We start from the raw sequence: 19017 nt of genomic DNA on the forward strand, positions 1-19017 counted from the left end.
AATACGATATCGCTTGTTAAAAAGTAACGAACAAAATTGCTATAGAAATGGAGAAGCAGGTGTTTATCGGTGAAGTAGCCAAAAAAACCAATTTATCCGTTAAAACAATTCGCTTTTACGAAGAAAAAGGCCTCATAACAACCCCTCAACGTCAAGGAAAATACCGTGTTTATACAAATGAACACATAGAGGTATTAAAGCTAATCTCAGAAGCAAAATTACTAGGGGTTACACTCGCTGAGTTGAAGGGTTTTATAAAGTATGAAAACGGGCAAGCAAACTGGGCCGAGATTAGAGAATTTTTGTTGCATCTTAAGAGTCGATTGCAAACACAAATTGAGCAGACAAAACAAAAAATCGCCCATATTGATTCATGTGTTGGCCTTATTAACATCAAATAGTTAGTTGACTCTCCCCTTAAGTGGAGAGTTTATAATCGCTGTAGGTTATTGATTTAATCAAGCTAGATAGCATACACAGTGTGCTTTCAATAAAGTCGTTTTTATATTTTCAAAAATTGGGCCTTTAATAACTTCGATTTCATACCAATTCGCTCTATTAGGTAGCAATTTAGACAAATTAAATCTCGTTGATAACGGGGCAAAGATTACTGATTTAGTTGTTCTAAATAAGAAATCATTAATGCAGGTAGCGACAGGCTTAATCCCTGAAAATAATTAAGCGTTCTTACGAATTAATTAAGGAAGATCATGGAAAAGTTAGCAACCGACATTTGGATTTTTGATGGTGAAGCAGTAACGTTCTTTTTTTTACCTTTTACAACCCGCATGACTGTTATTAAACTCGCGAATGGCGATCTATGGGTGCACAGTCCTATCCACCTAAGTGATGCCTTAAAGAGCCAAATAGACCAGTTAGGCCCGGTTAAATACCTTATAGCTCCTAATCACTTACATCACTTGTTTTTACCACAATGGATTGCAGCGTATCCCGATGCTAAAACTTATGGCACTAGTGAGGTCATCAAAAAGCGCAATGATATCTCTTTTGATGCATCCCTTAATGACGACTTGGACTGGCAGTGGCAGGCAGATATTTCCCAAGAGTTATTTACAGGCTCACCCTTTATGGAAGAGTGTGTGTTTTTCCATAACAACTCAAAAACATTGATTGTGACTGATCTGATTGAGAACTTTTCTGGTGACAACTTTAAGGCTTGGCAAAAATGGCTCGCAAAAGGTGCGGGGATCTTAGCTCCTAACGGAAAAACACCGATAGATTGGCGCCTCAGCTTTATGTTTAAAAAGCCTCAAGCTAGACAGCATTTTGAAAAAATATTGGCTTGGGAGCCGGAAGTTATCATTATGGCTCATGGAGAATTAATAAAACACCACGCCATGGGGTTTTTACGTGAGTCGTTTAGTTGGCTTAATAAAATCTAACTATATTGCACCTGTTGACCACTTTATAAAAGCGTTTATATCAGTTTAGTAACTGCACTTACGGAAATTTCGTCGGAACGTTGACTGAACAAAATTTCAAAGTTTTTTCAGATAGTGATTGACTCTCCCGTTAAGGGGAGGCTTTAGAGTAGCAATTATTTCCTAACACAAAGGTCTTGATTGTGAAAAACATACTCATTTTAAACGGAAACCCAAAACCCAATAGCTTTGCTGACTCTTTAGTGGATGCATATGAATGCACTGCTAAAGAAACGGCAAATATACGTACTTTTAGACTGTCTGAAATGGACTTTAACCCAGATCTCAGCTTTGGTTATGATCAGGTACAGCCGTTAGAGTCATGCTTAGAAGCATTTACAAATGCACTCCTTTGGGCCGATCATCTCGTGCTTATTTCGCCAGTTTGGTGGGGTAGCCTACCCGCTAAATTAAAAGGGCTGTTTGATCGCGTTTTTTTGCCTGGGGTTACCTTTACGTTTGAACAAAATAGTTTACTTCCAACACCACTTTTAACCGGCAAAACAGCAAGACTTATCCTAACCATGGACACCCCAAAGGAGCTAATAGATCAATTAGCACAGCCTATTTTAGAGCAGTTGGGTCGACACACGCTTGAGTTTTGCGGTTTTGCACCGCCAAAAGTTAACTTATTTGGCTCAGTTATCTTATCAAGCGACAGGCAAAGATCGGACTGGCAGACTACTGTGAGAGAACTGGGTTCTCAATGTGACTAAAGGCTTATGTTTGTTGTGTAAAATATAATATATTATTATTTCTATTAGGCATTGCTGCAATGATTGAGCAGTGCCTAATTAGAAGTTAGCTGGATAGGACGCATATGGATTATATTAAAGTAAATAGAGATACATGGAATAAAAGAACTGATCTTCATACCCAGTCTAGTTTTTACAATATACCAATGTTTAAAAATGGGAGAAACTCACTCAATCCCATCGAGCTCGCCCTACTCCCAGATGTGAAAGATAAATCGCTATTGCACTTACAGTGTCATTTTGGTCAAGACACGCTCTCTTGGGCAAGGCTTGGCGCGTGTGTAACAGGTGTTGATTTGTCGCCTACTGCAATTGAGTATGCCAATGAGCTCAAACAAAACTTAAATTTAGAAGCCACTTTTATCGAAAGTAATGTTTACGATTTTGACGCTATCAACCAGCAACTTTTTGATATTGTTTACACTTCTTATGGTGTTCTAAATTGGTTACCAGATTTAAATCGATGGGCTAAAGTAATTGCTAACTCTTTACAAGCTGGCGGCACTTTATGTCTGGTTGAATTTCACTCTTTTAATGAGTTATTAAATGGCTACTCTTATTTTCATGACTCTGAACCTACCATTGAAGAAGAAGGAACATACACCGAAAATTGTGATGGTACAAAGTCAAAAACAGTAACCTGGAGTCACTCAATTAGTGACATTATAAACTCACTCATTCAGGCTGGTTTGACGATAGAGTCATTCGACGAATACCCATATAGCCCTTATGACTGCTTTGAAGGCTTAGAGTATGTTCATGATAAAGGCTACCAATTACTTCACAAAGGACATCAAGTTCCTTTAGTGTTTTCGATTAAAGCAAGAAAAGGATGTTAATTTGACCCATTTAATTTTTGAATATGGCAATTCACTTAATTAAGCAATCTACTCTGAGGCAATAAAACCTCGCTAATAACACGGCAATAATTTCGTTATTTAGTGGTTCTAAATAAGAAACTTTAACGCAGCTAGCGACACGTTTTATCCCTTAAAATAATTAAGTATTGCAGATTGGTATTATTATTTTTTGAGGAATTTATGGATATTAATTTAATCAGTATATTTGTTTCGGTTGCAGCTGCACACTTTCTTGCATTGCTAAGTCCTGGGCCCGATTTTGTTTTGGTTGTTAAAAGTGCATTAAAAGGCAATCAAAAGAATGCGATTGGTGTAGCACTTGGGATTGCAACAGCTAATGCAGTGTATATTACCTTATGCTTAATTGGAGTTGGTGCCATATTATCCACCTCAATTGGTTTGATGGTAACGCTCAAAGTTATTGGTGGCTTATTTTTGATGTATATAGCCTATCACGCCTTAAAAGCCCCTAAAAATGCCTATGCTAATTTCTCGACAAATACCAAGGCATCCACTGAATTTTCATTATCATGCTTTTGCAAAGAGTTTGTAACTGGGTTTCTCTCAGGTATTTTAAACCCTAAAAACTTATTATTTTATTTAAGCTTGTTTACTGTTGCACTAACCCCTGAGGTCAGCATTAGCTTTAAAGTGCTTTTAGGAGTATGGATGACATTAGTCGTCTTTTTTTGGGATGTGGCAATTATTTATATGTTGTCAAAAACGACTATCAGACAAAAATTCATTAGAGCCGCATTTTATATTGATAAAGTAACAGGTGTCGTTCTCGGTGCGATAGGGTTTAACATTCTAAAATCAGTTTGGTCAAAACAGCCGTAAATACTACTGCATAGTAAGGTGCTGTTTATAACGCGGTGTTGTAAAACAGCACCGATTTATTTAAATCAGCTTTTTTAATTGCTTACTGTAGGTTCGACTTACTTTTAAGGTTTTACCTGTAGTTAAGGTTGCCATGTACTCTGAGTTGCGCAATGGCTCAAGCTGTCTTACATAGGCTAAGTTAACAATTGTCGACTTATGGATCCGCAAGAATGCCTCTGGCAGCATATTACTTTCGAGTTCCTTTAATCTTGCTCGCATAACATGGGTATCGGTAGCGGTGTGCACACACATATAATCGCCAGCCGCATCAATCCAAAGAATATCGGTGAATGAAATTATTTGAATCGGGTTTTTAGCATCCCGGATAACCAAGTGATCACTGTCAAAATTATAGTCTGACTGATTAGCAGAGTGTTTGTTTTGCTCTGACTTGCTACTCACTTCTTGTTGTAGCGCTATCAACTCACTTTTTTGAAATAGCTTTACTTTACTTATAACTCTTTCAATAGCTTCAGCAAGTCTATCTAGTTTTACCGGTTTTAATAAATAATCGATGGCTCTAACTTCAAAAGCTTGGACCGCATGTTGATGAAATGCTGTGACAAAGATGACCGCAGGACATGCCTCAGGTTGAAAATGCTTTATCAATTCAAAACCTGATTTAGAGGGCATTTCGATGTCTAAGAAAATTAAATCTATTTCTTTGTTATTTATCAGCTCAATTGCATCGTCAACACTGCATGCACTACCAACAATATTAATTTCAGGAAAATGTTCGAGTCGAATACGTAAACCTTCGACGGCGCTGTATTCATCATCAACCAGTATCGTGTTTAGTTTTATCATTTATTATGACCACTCATAGGTAATGTTATACATATCCAAGCACCACCTTCGCTTAAGTTGCCCTTTTCTATACGGTGTGACTTTCCGTACATTAGCTTTAAACGCTGCTCACAATTGGCTAATCCGATACCTCTTTTGTTGGTACTTTCCTCACCAAATCCCTTGCCAGTATCAGACACTTTTATATTTAAATAACTCTTCGTTTTTTCTATTGCAATGGTGATACACATTTTCTGGTTTGAACACATACCATGCTTTAAAGCATTTTCGACAAGGGGTTGAATCAACATAGAGGGGATCAACAACTCGTTGCAACCATCGGCAACAGAAATATCAACAACAAGCTTATCAGTAAATCGACACTTTTCTATATCCAAATAATTGCTAAGAATGCCAATTTCTTCCTTAATTGTTACCTTCTCAAGTGGATCTGTATATAAGCTGTGGCGCAATAGATCACACAGTTTTTCGAGCATTTTGACAGCTTCTAAACTTTCTTTCTTCAAAATCAATGTACAAATCGCATTTATACTATTGAACATAAAGTGGGGATTAAGCTGATAACGCAGCATTTTTAATTGTGACTCTTTTGCTAGGTGTGTGGCTTCAGCTGCTTTTTGCGTTTGCTCTAAGTTATCTAAATAAATCTTGATCCCATAATAAAACGCGGCCCATGTTGAAAGCACTGTTAATGACGCCGACGTCCATGTACCAAAGTCAAACCACGTCATTGGTTGCCAAAAGTTTCCATAAAACCACTGCAGCGTAATCCACTTTATTTGTGTCCAAATTAACGTCGCAGTTATAACAACGACAACATGAAGCGCAATCTTCAGTTTTAGCTCAATAAAATTGATATAGGAGAATACTTTTCGCAGGAACAGGGTAATTAAAAAGCCGCAGATTGTATCAATAATCAGATGCGGGATATGGATAGTCCAAGGCTCATCACTTGGTACTTTAATCATTAATTCGGTTAGCATTGCGTAAACAACCCAACCACATATCTGAAACAGCCAAAATAAGTGGCTGCGGGGGTTACTAGTATTCAAATTATTCAATCCATAAGGTAAAGCTGATGGGCATTACTTGCTCATCAGCTTTACTAAGATTTAGTCAGAGCATGAGAGTAAATAAGCATCTGCATTTGGTTTACTAGTCAGTGCTATATCCGCAACAGCTAAGCTGGCAGCATTTGCTGAAACGTTTAGCACCTCTGTCACCTTGGTCATAGTATTTAACGCAGATGGACAATTTAACGGTATCGCTAACGTATGCCATTTCTTATCATTCATCAAGGCTTCTATTGATTCAAACTTAATGTTACGCATGCAATGGTTATTGTTACACATTAATTGTATTTGAGTCGCTTTACTTGGCGCTGTGTTAACTCTCATTTTAAGTTCAAGAATAGCTGACTTACTTGCATCACTGAGTACTTCAGGCTGCTGATAGCTTAAGCTCAAAGTAGCTTTCTTTGCGCCTGCTCGCCAAATGAATTGTCTTGCATCTTCCTGATAAGACAAGTTAACTGATTGCATTAACAAACTAGCACCATCACCACTGGTTGCAGATGAACCTGTTGTTTCGATGGCAGCGGTATTTGCGTCTTTTAAGCGCCAAACTAAGTTCTCTGCTAAGCCTCTAACAAACAGTGGCTTTGCGTCTTCATTAGCTTGCTTTTTAGGTGATGTTTTTTCACTCAGTAAAGGCACATTAACCGTGTCTTGGTAGGTTAATCCGTAGTCGTAAGCAAACAATGGATCATAGTTTTCATCACCTAAGTTTAATGTGTATTGCGTGTCATACTTTGGCCATGAAAAGCTCAACTTACCTGAAAAATCATGTTGAATGTTGCCTTTCTTATCGGTCAATAAAACATCTGCTACGCCCTCGCCTTCTGAGCCAGGTAACCATGCAGCAACAAATGCATCAGATGCATTGAGTTCTTTATTTATCCAAAGTGGTCTACCGCTCAAAAATACAGTAACAACCGCAATGCCGTCTGCTTTTAACTTTTTCAATAATGCTAGATCTGCTTTTGTTTTATGCTGATATTCAAGATATTCGATATCACCAAACCACTCTGCATAAGGTTCTTCGCCAATAACAACAATAGCTACATCAGGTTTGACCGAGTAGTTTCCGGTTTCATTAAGTTCAATTTGCCCACCGGCATTTTCAACTTGCTTCTTTAAACCAGCAAAAATTGACGTCGCATTTGGAAAGTCGTCATTGGTGTTGTCTGTGCCTTGCCACGAAACACTCCATCCACCTGCTTGCTTTGCAATACTATCGGCACCATCACCAGCAACCAGTATCTTGCTTGTTGCTTTAATTGGCAGTATTTTGTCATTATTTTTCAATAATACTAATGATTTACGAACAGCTTCTCTAGCAAGCTCACGGTGCTCGGCAGCACCTAACCATTCAGGATGCTGAGATTCAGATCGGCTTGATGGTTTACCTCTTGAGAATAAGCCCCATCTGATCTTCGCTCTTAAAAAACGTCGAACAGCATCATTAATTCTTTCTTCAGAAATAGTACCCTCTTTCACTTGCGCAACCGTGTTGTGATAAAAGGCTTCAAAGTGCTCTGGAACCATAATAACATCAACACCTGCATTGATAGCTGCAGCACATTGCTCTAAATCACAACCCTCAACAAATTTGTGAGCATTCCAGTCACTGACAACAAAGCCATCAAAGCCCATTTGCTTTTTAAGTACCTCTGTTAGCAAATACTTATCACCGTGCACACGTTGACCGTTCCAGCTATTAAAAGATGCCATAACTGACTGAACACCTTCATTTATTGCTGAAAAATAGCCAGGACTATGAATATCTCTCAAACCTTTTTCATCAATAATAGTGTTGCCACGGTCTATACCACGCTCAGTTCCACCATCACCAACAAAGTGCTTTGCTGTTGCAATACGATTTGTTCCTGTTAAGAAATCATTGTTGATGCTTCCCTGAATACCTACAACCATTTCGCCTGCGTAATCTTTAACTAAATCAGGGTTCTCAGAATAACTCTCATATGTTCTGCCCCACCGATCATCTCTGACCACTGCGACAGTAGGCGCAAAACTCCATTCTATTCCGGTTGCAGCAACTTCTTTTGCTGTCGCTTGACCAATGCGTTTAATTAGCTCTTTATCTCTGGTTGCACCTAAACCTATGTTATGTGGAAATAACGTAGCTCCATAAACATTGCTATGTCCATGCATTGCATCTGTGCCCCAAACCGTCGGAATTGCGCTTCCATCTATCGATGCATCTACTGATGCCTGATACATCTCATCGGCATATTGAAGCCACTGTTTCATCGAGGCACGTTTATTACCATAAGGCGCGGTGTTACCACCATTTAAGTAGGATCCAAAGCCATACTTGCGCATCTGTTCGACACTTAAATAGCCTATTTCAGGTTGAACCATTTGTGCTACTTTTTGCTCAATTGTCATTCCTTCAATGAGCTCATCAATTTGCTTCTCAACAGCAGGGTCTTGTTTGAGTTTAGTGTTTACATCAGGCCAGTTTACCTGTTCGCTGTCGATGGCATGTGAAAGATGACTATAAACAAGCCCAATAAGAACCAATGGGCTTAATAATAATGGTGGAAATTTAAATCTAGACATTTAAAACCTATAATACAACACGTTGAAAAATAAATAGTTAGTTAGGTATGTATTCAATAAAATCATAATATACCCAAGATGAAGCACCATAATATTGCCCAGGAAAGTAATTGGCTTCTTGTGAGTTATCGCCGTGCCAGTGATTAATCATAATTTTGGTGTTATCAACAGGCCAAGCGTATGCAGGTATCTCATTATTTGCCAGCACACCATCACCATTATCTTTATAAACGGTACGAATAGTTTGCTCTTGGCCATTGGCATCATACAGATACCAACGAATAACACTGCTAGACCAATCAAAGCCTATCATGAGCAGATTTTCACGGTAATCAAGCCCAAATTGGCTTAAATCGATGTCTTGTTCCCAGCTTTGATATAAACCACCTTGCGGTTGATAGATAATATTTGTATGTACAACATTACCAAGTGAGGGCAGCAATTCAATGTCTATTTCTTGCCATGCTCGACCTGGACTATCCCACCATGAGGTATAAGTGAATATCGATGAAACCGTACCAGCAACATTGCCTGACTTTAATCGACCTTGTACCTTGCCATAACTGTAAAACTGATTGCTCTGTAATTCTGAGCATGTGCCTTGCGATAAGGTTAGTGTTAAGCCATGCTCGCTGGGGCTTTGCATATTAGGCTCAAAGGAGCACCCAAATGGCGTGCCATTGTCACCTTGTCGTGCAGTCCAAATACTCGTGTTGTATCCCCAAGAAAAGTTATCTTTGAAGTAGTTTGCACTTAAACTAGGGGATAAAAAAGCAACACATAAAGTTGCTAGAGGTAGCCATAATTTTTTCATTTTTTTGCCTCTTAATCTGGTTAGCTCTCATATTGCTGAGCAATATGAGAGCGCTTAATCGTAAGGTTAAAATGAGAAACCGGCTCTAACACCATAGTATCTCGGCATGCCAAAACTACCTTTTGGTACACCTTTACTTGTGTTGTTCCAATATTGAATGGTCTCATCAGAAGCGTTGTTAATGAATAACTCCGCATACCATTTTTGGCTTTGAGGCTCATACTTCAAAGATGCGTTATAAACGGCGAATGCATCTCGGCTATCATCAATATATTTTGTCGCTTCGTCTGAAACTGCAAAATCCATATCATCTAAATGTTTATCAAGATTCCACACCGTTGAATACGATTTATCTTTCCAACTTGCGTTAAACCAACCATGAATAAAGCCATACTCACCTAAATTGAACGTATGCGTATAACTAATATTCGCAGTGTATTTAGGTGTCATTGCTAGGTTGTTACCTTTGAGGTTTGTCGCTAACAATGTGTTTTCTGGATCTTTTGATTCTTCATAAGAGATATCAAATAGATACTCTGAATCATAATCCCACTTAGTATTCCAATCTTCCGTAATTTTAGCGTCAGTCCAAGTTACGTAACCTGTAATGCGACCATTTGGATATGGCTTCCAGTCAAATTCAAATTCAATACCTTTAATTGTTGATGCTGGAACATTCTGAGTGTAATAAGCAATCACAGGTTGATTTTGATAATCAAGAAGAGGCTCGCCATCATCACCTAAAATCGGTGTTCCGTTATCATCTTCCACAACTGATAAGCGTTCAACATTACCGATCGAACCAACCGATGCATATTGCATATCTGTATAGTCTGTATAGAAAAAAGCAGCTTTTAAATTCAGTGAGTTATCAAAAAAGCTTGATTTAGCCCCTAGCTCCCACGTTAATACTTCTTCTGGATCAAACTTCGTTTCAAACCGGGTAACATCACCGGTTCTATCGTTAACTACTTCGTATACATCACCAATGCCACCCGCTTTAAAGCCACTCGCTAAATATGCATACAGCATGGTTTCTGATGAAATGTCATAATCTAAGCCAACACGGAAGTCATGATGTTGCCAGCTTCCTTTGTTGTCATTTTCAAAGTAGGACGCATATATAGATGGGTCTTCGTAATAGTCGACTGGCAGATTGTTTAGGTCTGTTCTATTTAACCAACCTACAGCACACCCATCGGCATTTGAGCATCGATACGTTCTGCCGCCTTTGTCTTGCTTAGTTTCATCACTAAAACGATAGCCTAAAGTTGCATGTAACTTCTCGGTTAGTTTGTATGTTCCTTGACCAAAAATGGCAAATGCATCTGTTGAGCGATCAGGTTGATCCCAAAACGCTTTATCATCCATTGGATTATCATAATAACCCACGGTTGTGGTTTTTTCGTGGAAGTAGTTTGCCCCTACAATCCATATGAAGTCACCATATTCATCAGATTGAAGTTGTAATTCTGTTGAAAACGATTCAGCCCCAGTGCCGTTTAAAAAGTAGGTTGCACCATCCCATGGGTCAAGACCTACTTCACTGTCTTGTGCTGACTCTCTTTTCATGTCTTCATAACCCATCAACCAAACGATATTGTATTCGTCATTTAGGTTATAATTTAATGTGTTGCGAAGATAAGTGATGTCTAAATCTAATTGTCCAGGAACATTCACAACCGCTTGATAAGTGTTGTCACTTGGCAAGAAATTTGAGCAATCGCCCCCCATTTCAGCTGGACGTCCTCTTAACTTATCACAGTTAACTAAATCAAGATTATTGTTGCTGTTATTTACGTACTTTTGGAAAACCGTATGGTTTGAGAAATTACCATTTAATGGCTCCCAAAGTGTGCTCACACGGAATGAATATTCATCTGCATTGTTATAAAAATCACTTTTATCTGCAGGTGTTAATGCGCGAACTTTTTGTGCTTCAGGATCGGTACCAGCACCATCAATCCACCAGTTTTCTCTTTGAGTAACAGTTTGACCAACACCTTGATAAGAGTCTTCTGATATTACAGGTGCATTTAATACATCATCAGAAAGCCTGCGAGTATCGTACTGGTTAGGATCATAGTAGCCTTCTAAATAAGAATCACGCTTCAAACCTTTTGCTGCGAAACGAACTGCAAATTCCTCGTTAATTGGAATATTAACAACGCCATCAATGTTTTTGCTGTTGTACTTACCTGCCTCAACATTCACATTACCAAAGAAATTTTCAAATTGTGGCTTTGCAGATATAACATTAATACTACCAACCGTAGAATTTCGGCCGAATAAGGTGCCTTGAGGACCACGTAATGCTTCAACACGGTCAATATCGTACATCAATGCAAGCGCACCTTGCATTCTCGGTGAATACACACCATCTAAGTGCACACCAACCGCTGGATCACCTAGCTCTGTTAGATTGGTTGAGCGTACCCCGCGCATTGAAATAACGGGTGCTGATTGGTCGGTTGCTGTTGAAATATCAAGGCTAGGAACAAGGTTCGCAATATCCTTAATATTATTAACACCATTTTTTTTAAGCTCAGCTTCTGTTAACGCCGTAATTGCTACCGGTGTTTCCATCAACTTCGTTTTGCGTTTTGTTGCCGTAACAGAAATGATTTCTAAGCCACTTTGCGGCTCTTTTGATACTTTATTGTCAATATCCTGCTGATTTTCGTTTTGTGCATGTACAGGTAATGAGCAAGCTAAAGCGACAGCAACTGCTAATGCCTTTTTATTTATTGTGTGCATATTCAACCTTTAGATGTGTGTTCAAATTTAAAAGTATTTACTTTTAATTAACAGTATCTGCAGGTTCATTTTTCATTACCAGTCAAATTCGGCAAGACGAGTTTGAAATAATACAAAGCGAATTTAAAGTTACTTTTACGTTGGGTTTTACGTACTTTTTGAGCGCAGACCACAAGGAAATAAAGGGGCTTTAAACTGTTCAGATTTAGTTTAAAGCCACCATCATCAATGTCTATTTAAGGTGATCGGATATTAATTTTTCTGTGTGAGAGAGCAACTCATATCCGCCTACATCACCATGCCCAGGAACAACCATCACTGCGCTTTTAAATTGTTTATTTAATTGCTTTGTTATATTTAGCCAAGAATGAATGTCGCCATGAACTAAGTTACCAACAGATGATGACTGAAGTGATCGAACCGCACAACCACCAAATAAAATTCTTTTTTCAGGTAACCATGCCATAACATTGTCCATTGCATGCCCGGCCCCTGGATAAAACAGCTCAAGTGAGCCAAATTTAACAACTGAGCCTGCTTCTTTAAGCTCTTTAATGGTATTGTTTGGCACTGCCGCTCCTTGCTCTGTCGTTAGCTGAACAGTTAATGGATGGGCAAAAACATCGATCCCCTTAGATTCAAGTACATCAACTCCTGCTGCTCGGTCACCGTGGGCATGTGTAACAAATGCTTTGCTTACTGGCAGTTTAATTTCAGAGTGTATTGCTTCGAGAAGATCTAAAGTGAGTAACTCTCCCCACGCAGTGTCGATAAGTGTCAAACTATCTCCTTCTTTAACAATTAAGCCATTTGAAGGAAATCGTGTACCATTTGGGTAAGTATAATAAGATGTATGCAGCCACACCCCTTCATCTAGCGCAGTGATAGTGACTTGATTAGGCTTGCTATCTTGCGCTGCACCATGAAAACTACATATTAAAAGAAAAAAAACAAAATAACCGAGCATCCTAAATTTCATCATCGCTCTATATATCCCTGAATTAAGACCAAAAAAAATAAATTATAATAAAAACTACCAATAGGTAGGAATATAATTATGAAGCACTATTTATTTGTAAGTCTATAAGAAGTAGTACTATTTTTTAGTGATATAGAAAGCGAGTATGAGAATTAGTCAGTTATAGCTTTTAAGATGTTCGCTAACTAATTCTCTTCAGTGTGATTGAAGAAAGTGGCAATAGTGGCTCTTTGCGCCATAAACATAACACCATAAATCATGGTATGTGGCTTCAAGGTTTAACTACTCAGACTTATCTAAATGTTCACTTTTTAGAGGTAACATACGTTTTAAAGTGTTATCAGCCAAAAAGTAATGGTGAACTAATGCAGCAGCGGCATGTATACCTATTAAGTAGTAGCCAACTTCACCCACTGTCTCGTGTAATTCTTTAATCGTTTTAGCAAGGTCTTTATTTTCACTTGCTAAAGGAGGAAGCTCTAAGCCAAAAAATGGCACTGCTTTACCAGCCATACTCAATATCAGCCAACCTGCTATTGGCATTGCAATCATGAAGACATAGAGCGCAAGGTGCACTAGTTTAGCCAATGTATTTTGCCACTTTGCAGGCTCAGGTTTTATCGCAGGCGTTGAGCCTGCCAGTACACGCACCACTAACCTGATACCTACTAGAGCTAAAACAGATAAACCCAACATAAAATGCCACATTTTAAAAGCGTCGCGGGTTTCTGTACCTTTATCAAACAACTCGCGCAATTCAATACTGCCAAAAACAGTGACGATTAAAATAAACATAAGCCAGTGCAATACAATAGAAAAAGTATTGTAATGAGTCGTTGTATTTTTAATATTCATAATGCCTCTTTAGTAAAAACGCCTTTAGATAAGTGCCCAATTTATACGTAATATAGACTCACAATTAAGCTATCCTTTGAGCGCTCTTGTTGTAATGATCTAAAACAAAAAATGAGCTATCTAAAATTATCTTGTTTACTTATTAGCGAAACTCTACTGTACTTGTTTAAACTTAAAATAAACTTAAGTCATTTAATTATATAAGCTTACTACTCTTTATAGCCCTCAAGATCCGCCTTACATTATCGTGAGCAATACGCAGTTTATTACCCCAACTGACAAGCATATTTCCGAACAACTCTCACCATCTACTTCTATTTGAGTTCGTAGAATTTGAAATAAAACTTCATGAGCATTACCGTGAAAATTACAATCCACTTTTCCGATTACAATAATCTTTTTATTCCATTTTAAAGATTAAAAATAATGAGCAATACTAAACTCATCAAATTATGAGAGTTAGGGTATTCAAAATGATTAAAACAGTTACTTTTGCAATAATGCACTTCACAATCGCGTTTACAGTGACCTACTTTTTAACAGGTAGCTTTTTAATTGGTGGCTTGGTTGCCATTGTTGAGCCTGCGGTCAATACGGTTGCGTTTTACTTTCACGAAAAGGTGTGGCGCAATCTAGAGAGTAAGGATAGCTTCAAACAAAACCCAGATGGGATAATGTTTGCATAAGAATTAACTAGATTGAATTGGCTCACAAAGCAACGAATACCCCATCTTACATCTCAAACTGTCAATTTAGCTTTGCCACTAGGGCCGGTGGCAAAGCTGCAAACTAAACTGGCTATTGTTGTTAAGCTTTATAGCCAAATTCAAACACGTCCTGTAAATGAGCTCTACACTCTCACTTCCCTGAATAATTACCTACATGAGCTGAACCTATCAAGCATATCCCCATGAATTAAAATAAAAAGCAGCTATTCCTAAAGCTCTCCTTATCACATTTTAAATTCTTAAAAGTTGAATAAAGCTCCGTCAATTTAGAGCTAATACTCAAATTAGACTTGCAATTATCACTTTTCGACTTACACTTGTGCGCTAAGTGAGCGTACAGCTGTAAGCTAAAGGCAAAAAATGAGCGCGTTATTTAATTCATTATCAAAACACTTATTACATCATCAATCATGGTCTGGATACTGGGAACCTGTGATCCAGTGCTTTAAACCTGGCTGGCGCGAAGGCTACTTTCGTGCACAAGTAAAACACGTACAAGTGTTTGCTGAACAAAGTGTTGAGCTGGTTCTTGAACCAGAAAAAGCATGGCCAATTCATCAAGCAGGCCAGCATATTGCGTTAACTATACAAACAAATGGGCGATTGCTAACGCGTGTATTTACCATCGCAAGCGAACCACACATGGCAAAACAGCAAGGTCAAATTAGGTTACTGATCCGCAGTCAAGAGATAGGCGCGTTTACATCAAAGCTAACTAGTCTGAAGTCTGGGCAATGGCTTAATATTTCTGAGCCTAAAGGCCAGTTTGTTATGCCAAATACTGCTCGCTCTTTAATTATGCTTGCCGGTGGTTCTGGCATTACGCCATTTATAGCTATGCTTAAATCTATACCCGCTGATAGCAAAAAAACCATAACCTTGCTTTATTACGCAAAACCAAACAGCCACTGGCTTAAAGATGAGCTTGAGCAACTAAAACAATCACTGAGCAATTTTGATTACCACTTACTTGAGCGCAGCAAAGATGGCGATGCGACGACATGGCTGACACCAAATGCGCATAAACACTGGTTAGTATGCGGCCCAACTTCTTTGTATAACCAAGCAGCCACTTTAGCTGAACAGTTAGATACACCTATAAATAGTGAGCATTTCAGTGCAGTCCCAGCTGTTTTAGCAACCACTGATAAGCACGAATTAACACTCACTCATCAGGGCAAAACATTCACTATTGATAACCAACAAACCCTGCTTTCTCACTTACAAGCAAATAAGCAACCGGTGACAGTTGGCTGTGGTATGGGCATTTGCCATCAATGCCAGTGCGTTAAAAAGCAAGGCATCGTGCGTGATATTCGTACCGGTGAGCTCTCTGATAGCTCAGAGCAATTAATTCAACTTTGCATATCGCAACCAGTCAGTGACGTGGAGTTATCAGCATGAACACAACAAAAACAGTCAATTTTGAAAAATTAGCAGCTCAACTCGATAGCGTTAAAGCAGATGTAAAATCAAAACTCGGTGAGCAAGACGCGAAATACATTCGCCGCGTTATTGTTTGCCAACGAGTGTTTGAATGGAGTGGCCGAATTCTATTAATGCTAGGCTTTATTCAGCCTGTTTTATGGCTCGTGGGGGTGCTTAGTTTAGCCACTGCAAAAATCCTCGATAACATGGAAATTGGCCACAATGTGATGCATGGCCAATACGACTGGATGAATGATAAATACATAAATTCAAAGTCTTACGAGTGGGATATAGCGTGCGATGGGGCTAGCTGGAACCGCGTTCACAACTACGAACACCACACCTATACCAATATTATTGGTAAAGATCGCGACTTCGGCTATGGATTACTGCGCTTATCGAATGACTTTCGTTGGCGGGTAAAAAACCTTTGGCAGTTTGTTACTTACCTATTACTCAGTGTGCTGTTCCAATGGGGTGTGTCGTACCATGAAATGGCAGCCGAGCGAGTATTTTTTGGCAAGAAAAAAGATGACCGCGATTACAAAGTACCGCACAGCGAACTGAAAAAACGCTTTTTTAGTAAAGGAGCACGCCAGTTAGTGAAAGACTACCTGCTCTTTCCATTGCTTGCTGGGCCTTTATTTTTGTGGGTTTTCACAGGTAACCTAGCGGCTAACTTATTACGTAACCTATGGACCTCAACCATTATCTTTTGCGGGCACTTTACCGGTGAAGTTGAAACATTTAACCAGCAAGACTGCGAAAATGAATCGCAAGGTCAGTGGTATTACCGCCAAGCGTTGGGCTCATCAAATATCAAAGGGGGTAATCTGTTTCATGTAATGACTGGGCACTTGAGCTATCAAATAGAGCACCACTTATTCCCAGATTTACCCGCAAAACGTTACCGCGAAATAGCCCCTAAGGTGCAAGCTATCTTTAAAGAGCACGGCATCCACTACAATACCGGCGGCTTCTTTCGCCAGTACTTTTCTGTAGTAAAACGAATTGTACGCTACTCTTTTCCGTAAGTAATACACGCCAGTGCATAGCGCTGGCGTTAAATCTCATTCGATTCAGACCAAACCCGTAACTCATCGAGAATATGCAGTGCTGAGCGACCAAAGTCAGTAAGCTCATAGGTCACCGCTATCGGGCGGGTGCTAATAACATGACGGGTGATCATCGCTCTACTTTCAAGCTCTTTTAGACGTTGGTCTATCATCTTTTTGCTTGCACCACCCAGCATACGCGTTAAATCATTAAAACGCACAGGGCCATCTTTTAAATGATAGATAATAGATCCCGTCCATTTACCGCCAATCAAACGCATGCCTTTTTCAATAGCACACGGCTCCATGCAAGCATTTAAAACTTTTTTTCTACCCTTACTATCTGTTTCTACTGAACTTTCCAAAACATCCTCGCATTTTTCAGACTAGTTACAAAAAGGTGACTGGTTGATTAAATAATCTAGGTTACTATTATATACCACAGAATGTATTTTGAACACGATAAAGTAACTAGCAAACGGATACTCAACTATGAAAAACGTATTAATTCTTAACGCACATCACTATTACCCTTTTTCTGAAGGTAAGTTAAATGCTGCTTTAATCGAAAAAGCCGACGCTTTTTTTCAAGCAAAAGGCTATCAAACTCGGGTGGTTAATACACAAGACGAATTTGATGTAGAAACTGAACTTGAGAACCATCAATGGGCAGATATCGTCTTTTTGCAATCACCTATTAACTGGATGGGTATGACTTGGTCATTCAAAAAATACATGGATGAAGTGTACACCGCGGGTATGGGTGGAGCGCTTTGCCATGGTGATGGTCGTCATCAAGACAATCCAAAAGCCAATTACGGTAAAGGCGGAACCTTAAATAACACTCAATACATGATGTCGCTGACTTTAAATGCACCTGCAGAATCATTTGCAGATGCCACTGACTTTTTTGAAGGTAAAAGTGTTGATGACCTTGTTTTCCCAATGCATATGAACTTTAAGTTTTTCGGTATGCAAGGGTTACCTACTTTCGCCTGTTATGACGTGATGAAAAATGCAGACATCGACAGCGACTTTGCGCGCTTTGAAAAACACTTAAACGAGAACTTTTAAGGAGCACTCATGAGTAACGAATCTGTTTATAGCAATAAACTCCATCCGGGCAGTGCATTTCCTAGTATTAGTGCTGCACTTTTGAATGGTGAAGAGGCTGTTCTTGGTCAACCTCAACACGGTGCAAGCTGGCAGCTTGTTGTTGTTTATCGTGGTAAGCATTGCCCTTTATGTACTCGCTATTTAAACAGCCTCGAGCAGTACAAAGCTGCGCTATTAGAAACGGGTGTTGATGTAATTGCTGTTTCAGGTGATAGCAAAGAGCAGTTAGAAGCGCATTTAGAACAGTTATCTGTGTCATTTCCACTTGCTTACGGTTTGACTACAGAGCAAATGCAAACATTAGGTACTTACATATCTGATCCCCGTTCACCGCAAGAAACAGATCACCCTTTCGCAGAGCCTGCTCTGTTTGTGGTTAACGAGCAAGGTAATGTACATGTGGTTGATTATTCTAATAACCCATTTGTAAGACCTGATTTAGCAACCTTGGTAAGTGGGCTTAGCTGGATACGCGACCCAAAAAATAACTATCCAATTCGCGGTATGCATAAGTAGAGAGTAGCCATGAGCAAATTTACAACTTTGCTGATTGGCTTGGTGAGCATAATGATGTGCTCACCACATGCCTTTTCAGCACAACTCCCCCATGCACATATTGCTTCACCTAATCACTATGAAGTATTGCTAGATAACAGTGAAGTACTTGTTTTGCGTATGACTTTAGCACCAGGTGAGCAAGATAATTGGCATAAGCATAATGCTGAAACTGTCTACTTTGAGACAGGTGGAAAGGCAACCATCAGTACTAAAGAGTCACAAACAACACTTGAGATCCCCAATGGCTATGTGATGTGGCATGACGCATGGACTCATCAAGTCAAAAATGAGGGTGAAACCACCATCACTGCAATTATTGTCGAAAGGAAATAGATAG

At 39.1% G+C, this 19017-nt stretch carries 19 protein-coding genes; 11 read left to right on the plus strand and 8 right to left on the minus strand.

Features of this window, described 5'->3' with window-relative positions; genetic code table 11:
• Nucleotides 1–59: 59 nt before the first annotated feature.
• The 5 genes from NH454_RS14950 (at nucleotide 60) to NH454_RS14970 (ending at nucleotide 3897) form a co-directional block, all read left to right on the plus strand.
• The gene (locus tag NH454_RS14950) at nucleotides 60–401 is read left to right on the plus strand and encodes a MerR family transcriptional regulator (RefSeq protein ID WP_063527686.1); all 342 of its coding nucleotides are present in this window, start codon (nucleotides 60–62) and stop codon (nucleotides 399–401) included.
• Between the two features lie 309 nt (nucleotides 402–710).
• Nucleotides 711–1403 (plus strand): DUF4336 domain-containing protein, encoded by a 693-nt coding sequence (locus NH454_RS14955; RefSeq protein WP_199527513.1) that lies wholly within the window; start codon nucleotides 711–713, stop codon nucleotides 1401–1403.
• A gap of 182 nt (nucleotides 1404–1585) precedes the next feature.
• The gene (locus tag NH454_RS14960; protein WP_199527512.1) at nucleotides 1586–2158 is read left to right on the plus strand and encodes an NAD(P)H-dependent oxidoreductase; all 573 of its coding nucleotides are present in this window, start codon (nucleotides 1586–1588) and stop codon (nucleotides 2156–2158) included.
• A gap of 104 nt (nucleotides 2159–2262) precedes the next feature.
• On the plus strand, nucleotides 2263–3036 hold the full coding sequence (locus NH454_RS14965; RefSeq protein ID WP_063530194.1) for a class I SAM-dependent methyltransferase: 774 nt from the start codon (nucleotides 2263–2265) through the stop codon (nucleotides 3034–3036).
• 201 nt (nucleotides 3037–3237) lie between these two features.
• Nucleotides 3238–3897 carry a LysE family translocator gene (locus NH454_RS14970; RefSeq protein WP_135926808.1) on the plus strand — a complete coding sequence of 220 codons (660 nt, stop codon included), beginning with the start codon at nucleotides 3238–3240 and terminating at the stop codon, nucleotides 3895–3897.
• Between the two features lie 60 nt (nucleotides 3898–3957).
• Here NH454_RS14970 and NH454_RS14975 read toward each other — a convergent pair whose 3' ends face one another.
• The 7 genes from NH454_RS14975 to NH454_RS15005 all read right to left on the minus strand — a co-directional run bounded on the left by NH454_RS14975 (nucleotide 3958) and on the right by NH454_RS15005 (nucleotide 13795).
• Nucleotides 3958–4746 carry a LytTR family DNA-binding domain-containing protein gene (locus tag NH454_RS14975; protein ID WP_135926807.1) on the minus strand — a complete coding sequence of 263 codons (789 nt, stop codon included), beginning with the start codon at nucleotides 4744–4746 and terminating at the stop codon, nucleotides 3958–3960.
• Complete coding sequence (locus NH454_RS14980; RefSeq protein WP_253039497.1) at nucleotides 4743–5729, minus strand: histidine kinase; 987 nt, start codon at nucleotides 5727–5729, stop codon at nucleotides 4743–4745. Before NH454_RS14980 ends, NH454_RS14975 begins: the two co-directional genes overlap by 4 nt.
• A gap of 129 nt (nucleotides 5730–5858) precedes the next feature.
• Nucleotides 5859–8390, minus strand: a complete 2532-nt coding sequence (locus tag NH454_RS14985; protein WP_253039498.1) for a glycoside hydrolase family 3 protein — start codon at nucleotides 8388–8390, stop codon at nucleotides 5859–5861.
• Between the two features lie 37 nt (nucleotides 8391–8427).
• The gene (locus tag NH454_RS14990) at nucleotides 8428–9204 is read right to left on the minus strand and encodes a family 16 glycosylhydrolase (RefSeq protein ID WP_138558242.1); all 777 of its coding nucleotides are present in this window, start codon (nucleotides 9202–9204) and stop codon (nucleotides 8428–8430) included.
• Nucleotides 9205–9270: 66 nt separating this feature from the next.
• Complete coding sequence (locus NH454_RS14995) at nucleotides 9271–11961, minus strand: TonB-dependent receptor (RefSeq protein WP_138558243.1); 2691 nt, start codon at nucleotides 11959–11961, stop codon at nucleotides 9271–9273.
• A gap of 232 nt (nucleotides 11962–12193) precedes the next feature.
• Entirely contained in the window at nucleotides 12194–12943 is a 750-nt protein-coding gene (bla, locus tag NH454_RS15000; RefSeq protein WP_135926802.1) for a subclass B1 metallo-beta-lactamase, read from the minus strand.
• 279 nt (nucleotides 12944–13222) lie between these two features.
• Nucleotides 13223–13795, minus strand: a complete 573-nt coding sequence (locus NH454_RS15005; RefSeq protein WP_253039499.1) for a cytochrome b — start codon at nucleotides 13793–13795, stop codon at nucleotides 13223–13225.
• Nucleotides 13796–14268: 473 nt separating this feature from the next.
• On the opposite strand from NH454_RS15005, the gene NH454_RS15010 reads away from it, so the two are divergent.
• The 3 genes from NH454_RS15010 to NH454_RS15020 all read left to right on the plus strand — a co-directional run bounded on the left by NH454_RS15010 (nucleotide 14269) and on the right by NH454_RS15020 (nucleotide 16985).
• Entirely contained in the window at nucleotides 14269–14481 is a 213-nt protein-coding gene (locus NH454_RS15010) for a DUF2061 domain-containing protein (protein WP_063527308.1), read from the plus strand.
• A gap of 402 nt (nucleotides 14482–14883) precedes the next feature.
• Nucleotides 14884–15927, plus strand: coding sequence for an iron-sulfur cluster-binding domain-containing protein (locus NH454_RS15015; protein WP_253039500.1), 1044 nt, complete (start codon nucleotides 14884–14886; stop codon nucleotides 15925–15927).
• On the plus strand, nucleotides 15924–16985 hold the full coding sequence (locus NH454_RS15020; protein WP_253039501.1) for an acyl-CoA desaturase: 1062 nt from the start codon (nucleotides 15924–15926) through the stop codon (nucleotides 16983–16985). The genes NH454_RS15015 and NH454_RS15020 overlap by 4 nt, the downstream gene beginning before the upstream one ends.
• A gap of 29 nt (nucleotides 16986–17014) precedes the next feature.
• Here NH454_RS15020 and NH454_RS15025 read toward each other — a convergent pair whose 3' ends face one another.
• Nucleotides 17015–17371: a helix-turn-helix domain-containing protein gene (locus NH454_RS15025; RefSeq protein WP_054553546.1), complete on the minus strand. Its 357-nt coding sequence runs from the start codon at nucleotides 17369–17371 to the stop codon at nucleotides 17015–17017.
• Nucleotides 17372–17498: 127 nt separating this feature from the next.
• Here NH454_RS15025 and NH454_RS15030 point away from each other — a divergent pair, with 127 nt between their 5' ends.
• The 3 genes from NH454_RS15030 to NH454_RS15040 are packed head-to-tail and all read left to right on the plus strand — an operon-like array spanning nucleotide 17499 to nucleotide 19013.
• Nucleotides 17499–18080 carry an NAD(P)H-dependent oxidoreductase gene (locus NH454_RS15030; RefSeq protein WP_105181677.1) on the plus strand — a complete coding sequence of 194 codons (582 nt, stop codon included), beginning with the start codon at nucleotides 17499–17501 and terminating at the stop codon, nucleotides 18078–18080.
• A gap of 9 nt (nucleotides 18081–18089) precedes the next feature.
• A complete protein-coding gene (locus tag NH454_RS15035; RefSeq protein WP_135926799.1) occupies nucleotides 18090–18638 on the plus strand; it encodes a redoxin domain-containing protein in 549 nt (182 codons plus the stop codon).
• A gap of 9 nt (nucleotides 18639–18647) precedes the next feature.
• The gene (locus NH454_RS15040) at nucleotides 18648–19013 is read left to right on the plus strand and encodes a hypothetical protein (RefSeq protein ID WP_240704567.1); all 366 of its coding nucleotides are present in this window, start codon (nucleotides 18648–18650) and stop codon (nucleotides 19011–19013) included.
• The last annotated feature ends 4 nt before the right edge of the window (nucleotides 19014–19017 follow it).

This window comes from Pseudoalteromonas sp. Ps84H-4, from assembly GCF_024124645.1.
Lineage (GTDB): Bacteria > Pseudomonadota > Gammaproteobacteria > Enterobacterales > Alteromonadaceae > Pseudoalteromonas > Pseudoalteromonas lipolytica_C.